Origin of the sequence: Flavobacterium sp., from assembly GCF_035456225.1 — a bacterium.
Classification (GTDB): Bacteria; Bacteroidota; Bacteroidia; order Flavobacteriales; family Flavobacteriaceae; genus Flavobacterium.
On the sequence record NZ_DATIDM010000101.1, the window covers coordinates 1 to 4,734 of the forward strand.

Annotated in this window: 5 protein-coding genes and 1 pseudogene; 4 read left to right on the forward strand and 2 right to left on the reverse strand. The window is 35.9% G+C overall.

Annotated elements, in window-relative coordinates; all coding sequences use genetic code 11:
- From VLB74_RS05940 to VLB74_RS05955, 4 genes are all read left to right on the forward strand, one after another.
- Window positions 1-520 (forward strand): bestrophin family protein (locus tag VLB74_RS05940; RefSeq protein ID WP_325202539.1); only part of this gene is annotated, 520 nt, incomplete at its 5' end.
- 17 nt (window positions 521-537) lie between these two features.
- Entirely contained in the window at window positions 538-1,563 is a 1,026-nt protein-coding gene (locus tag VLB74_RS05945) for a proline iminopeptidase-family hydrolase (protein WP_325202540.1), read from the forward strand.
- A gap of 39 nt (window positions 1,564-1,602) precedes the next feature.
- On the forward strand, window positions 1,603-2,232 hold the full coding sequence (locus tag VLB74_RS05950; RefSeq protein ID WP_325202541.1) for an NAD(P)-dependent oxidoreductase: 630 nt from the start codon (window positions 1,603-1,605) through the stop codon (window positions 2,230-2,232).
- Between the two features lie 37 nt (window positions 2,233-2,269).
- Window positions 2,270-2,833, forward strand: coding sequence for a DUF4256 domain-containing protein (locus VLB74_RS05955; RefSeq protein WP_325202542.1), 564 nt, complete (start codon window positions 2,270-2,272; stop codon window positions 2,831-2,833).
- 98 nt (window positions 2,834-2,931) lie between these two features.
- Here VLB74_RS05955 and VLB74_RS05960 read toward each other — a convergent pair whose 3' ends face one another.
- Together VLB74_RS05960 and VLB74_RS05965 are read right to left on the reverse strand one after the other, a co-directional pair.
- Entirely contained in the window at window positions 2,932-4,002 is a 1,071-nt protein-coding gene (locus tag VLB74_RS05960; RefSeq protein WP_325202543.1) for a ligand-binding sensor domain-containing protein, read from the reverse strand.
- A gap of 117 nt (window positions 4,003-4,119) precedes the next feature.
- Window positions 4,120-4,734: pseudogene (locus tag VLB74_RS05965) on the reverse strand (AsmA-like C-terminal region-containing protein); the annotation flags it as partial.

Consider the following 4,734-nt stretch of genomic DNA (forward strand, 5'->3'; position numbering starts at 1 on the left):
TGCTTATTTCAGAAAAGCCATTCCCGGTTATGCTTCCATTTTAAATAAACATTTAAAAAATGAAGAAACGGGTTTAATGCTTTTTGATGGCTTGGATTTAAAAATAGATCACGAAAAACACAGACCAAACCAAGTGGCTAAAATGATGTTCGAAAAAATCAATGATTTATATAGTTCTGGTAAAATTACAGGTGATCAATTAATCATTCTGAATGGAGAAATTCAGTCATTTACCGATATCTGTGGCGCATGCGAACGTATCAAAAACACACCTATTCCCTACTCTTACAGTGCATTTCTTAAAAAATTCATCTTCTTTTATGTAATGACACTCCCTTTTGGTTATGCTTTTTCGTTAGGATACTACGTGGTTCCGGTTGTGGTGTTCATATTTTATGTCTTGGCCAGTTTAGAGTTGATTGCCGAAGAAATTGAAGATCCGTTTGGGAATGATGAAAATGATTTGCCTACCAAAAAAATATCAGAAAACATTAAAAGACATGTCGGGGAAATTCTTTAAATTCGTAAGAAAACCTCATGGCAAAAAAACATTCTATCTTCGCAATTACGCTACTAATTTCTTTACTTTTCTTCAACTGTAAGAAAGCTGAAGAAAAACAGACTGCAGAAGCCAATTCCTACTTTAAAAAAAGTGATGCCTCAATTCAAACCGGCGGCATTCAAATGATACCGATAGAAACACCTAAAGGTACTTTCAAGGTATGGACAAAACGTATCGGCAACAATCCCAAAATAAAAGTTCTGTTACTGAATGGCGGCCCGGGTGCTACTCATGAATATTTTGAGTGTTTTGAGAGTTTTCTGCCTGCTGAAGGAATCGAATTCATTTACTATGATCAATTGGGTTGTGGTAATTCGGAAAATCCTAAAGACATTGCCATGTGGGATTTGTCGCGTTATGTTGAAGAAGTGGAACAGGTTCGAAAAACGCTCAATCTCGATAGAGAAAATTTTTATTTATTAGGCCACTCCTGGGGTGGAATTCTGGCTATGGAATACACATTGAAGTATCAGAACAACATGAAAGGATTGATTATCTCCAATATGATGTCTGATGCCATCGCTTATGGTAAATACGCCGATGAGGTATTAGCCAAACAGATGAATCCCGTAGTATTGAAAGAACTTAGAGACATTGAAGCAAAAAGTGACTTTTCCAATCCACGTTACATGGAATTACTGATGCCTAATTTTTATGAGAAACATATCCTGCGTTTACCTTCAAAAGATTGGCCGGAGCCAGTACAGCGTTCGTTTTCAAAAATGAACCAATCGCTTTATGTTACCATGCAGGGACCGAGTGAATTCGGAATTTCAGGTAAGCTTGAAAAATGGAACCGTTTTCCCGATTTAAAAAATATTACTATCCCAACATTGGTAATCGGTGCACGTAACGACACCATGGATCCAAAACATATGGAGCAAATGGCAAAATCGGTTAAAAATGGAACATATCTGTTCTGTCCCAAAGGAAGTCACATGGCCTTTTACGATGATCAGGACGTTTATTTCAGGGGATTGATTTCGTTTTTGAAGAAATAAACAGCAAACATTGGTGATAACCTTTAAAAAATACAAATCATGAAAATACTGGTATTTGGCGCCTCCGGTTTAACAGGATTACAATTAACACAGGAAGCTTTGGAAAAAGGTCATCATGTAACGGCCTTTGTGAGAACTCCTGAAAATTTTCATCTGCAAAATCCAAATCTGACTGTTTTTAAAGGTGACATAACCGATGCCACGACCGTTGAACGCTCTCTTGAGAATCAGGATGCTGTTATTTGTGCATTAGGTGCCAAAACGCCTTTTATAAGTGACCCAATCCTAATAACAGGAATTAATAACATTGTTAATTCCATGAAGTCAAAATCGGTAAAAAGGTTTGTCTATCTCTCCTTCATTGGTGTGGACGACAATAAAAAAGGATTAGGATTCTTAATGAATTACATTATGCCAATTATATTGAAAAAGGCTACAGAGGATCATAAAACCAAAGAAACCATCATCGAAAACAGTGATTTGGATTGGACCATTGTTCGGGCTCCCAAGTTGACCAATGATAAATTCACGGGTATTTACAGAACAGGTGAATCTATTTTACCAAATTCTCTGCTTTTTACGATTTCCCGAAAGGATTTAGCTGATTTTATGCTCACTGCAGCAGAACAAGGCCAGTATATCAAGCAGAAACCCCGAATCATGTATTAATCAAACATCATCACAATCAAAATAAGACTTTACAGCTATGGCAATTAAAAAGGAAGTACCTCAAGAACACCGCGAAGAACTATTAAAAATACTGAAAGGCCGTTTCGAGAAAAACAGGAATCGTCATGAAGGTCTTGAATGGAATAAAGTACAGGCAAAACTTGAAGCAAATCCCGACAAACTCTGGTCGTTAGACAAAATGGAAGAAACCGGAGGCGAACCGGATGTGGTTGGTTATGATAAAAATACCGATGAATATATTTTTTATGATTGTTCAGCGGAAAGTCCGAAAGGCAGAAGAAGTCTCTGTTATGATCGTGCCGCTCTTGATTCACGAAAAGAATTCAAACCGGAAAACAGCGCTCTTGACGCGGCAGCATCCATGGGGATTGAGTTATTAACGGAAGATGAATACCGCGAACTGCAGAACTTTGGAAAATTCGACTCAAAAACGTCGAGCTGGGTAAAAACACCTGCCGATATCCGAAAACTAGGAGGAGCTGTCTTCTGTGATTTCCGTTATGACACCGTTTTCCTTTATCACAATGGTGCCGAATCGTATTATGCTGCCAGAGGATTCCGAGGTTCGTTAAGGGTATAAAAACAAAAATATAAAGACTTCAATTCGTGTAAGTGAAAATGAATTAACAAAAGAATCCCTGTTTACAAACGAACGGACGCTTTTAATAAAAAGCGAATCTATTTTTCAGAAACTAAAAATTCCGTAAATGATCTGCCATTGAACTTGCAAATTGTATCACCATCTGTTACAAACAGTAGTTCTCCATTTTTATTTTTAAAAATGCCCCATATAGAATTCCCCGTAAGTCCGTCTTTAATAGTGTAGTTTGTCAATTTGTTTCCATCATATTTCCATACTCCTGCATCTATTGTTCCTATCCAAAGGTTGCCATCCTTATCATCATTTATTGCCCATACCCTACCGATTGTGCCGGGTTTGTCTACAATTTTCTTTTTTTTCAAAAAGTCGGAATTGCCTAAACCCTTTTCGATAGAAAAATTGGTTATTTTTTTTCCATCGTAACGAAACAAACCAGCACCATTATTTCCAAACCAAAGATTTCCTTCCCAATCTTGAAAAATACAGCGAACAGCAGCAGTATCTAACCCTTCCTCTGTGAAAAACATGAATGATTTACCATCATAGCGGCAAACCCCTTTTTCCTGTGTCCCAAACCACACAGAACCTGATTTATCAACAAAGATGGAATAAACACTATAAGGTCTGTTCATATTGGTTGGATCCGGTTTATAAGTATCCGGATGAATTGTAAAGTTTATAAATGACTTACCATCGTAGTAGCACAACCCTTCCTGGTGATTAAAGAACAAACCACCTCGTTTATACTGAAAAGTACCAAATGGGGCTTTTTTTATGGTTTCTGTGAAATTAGCAAACGATATCCCGTCAAAACTACAGACACCATCCCGAGTTGAAAACCATAGGTTACCATTTATGTCTTCCTGAACATTATAAACAAAATTGCTGCACAAACCATCTTTGTCGCTGATATGAAATAGCTTTTTACTTTTATTGCCATATAAATACAAGCCTTCCTCATTACTTGCAAACCAATAGTTCTCTCTTGAATCTTGTAAAACATAATCAATATTGTTCCCAAGTTCAGTTACAATATTATCGGCATTATAATCAGTGGTTAACTCATTTTTGGTTTTAAGTCCATTTTGATTTTGAGCTTTACAAGATGTAATAGTTGCCAAAAAACCAAAAAGTAAAATTGCTTTCATATTCATTTTGGTAAGATTTATTTATAATTAATTGTTTTACTTCCACAACCTGATTACAAAAATGTGAACAAGTATTTTTCCGCAAAAAAAAAGTAATGCCAATTTAGCATATATAACTTATTTAATCTTAACGGTACGAAGCTTTATTTTCACATTTCCGTCAGGACCATCAACTGCCATTAAACCTACTGATAGCCCTTCGTCTCTTTTTTTCTTCCGAATTTTAGCATTCTTGATGTTTTTATCTTTTTGAGGATTGCGTAAATAAACATCTACCACAAGATTTGTTCCTTTTTCAAGAGCATACACTCCGCTTAAATCAAAGTTCAACACACTTGTATTGACTTTCATCGGACTTATATAAACCTTTCTGTTACTGATTTTAAAATCCCCATTTAAATTCTCAAAAGTTACTTTTTTAAAATTTCGCTTTGGAAACACTTTTTGCCCCACATTCTCAATAGGCTTGAAATTAATAAAGGCGCCATTTTTCAAAATAAAATTAAGATTCCCATTCAATGAGTTTCTCTCAATTCCGCCTTTATCGGTAACAATACCATTAAGATTTGCGTTTAGATCGATATTGCCCGTTATATTTTTATAGTTAATCGTAGAAGATCCGAAATTATCAAAAGAATACAATAAATCCCTGATATCCAATTTCGATACGTTTACAGCCAGATTAAAATCATCATTTTTACCGGTACGATCAATTATTCCGTTTAGGTTGAT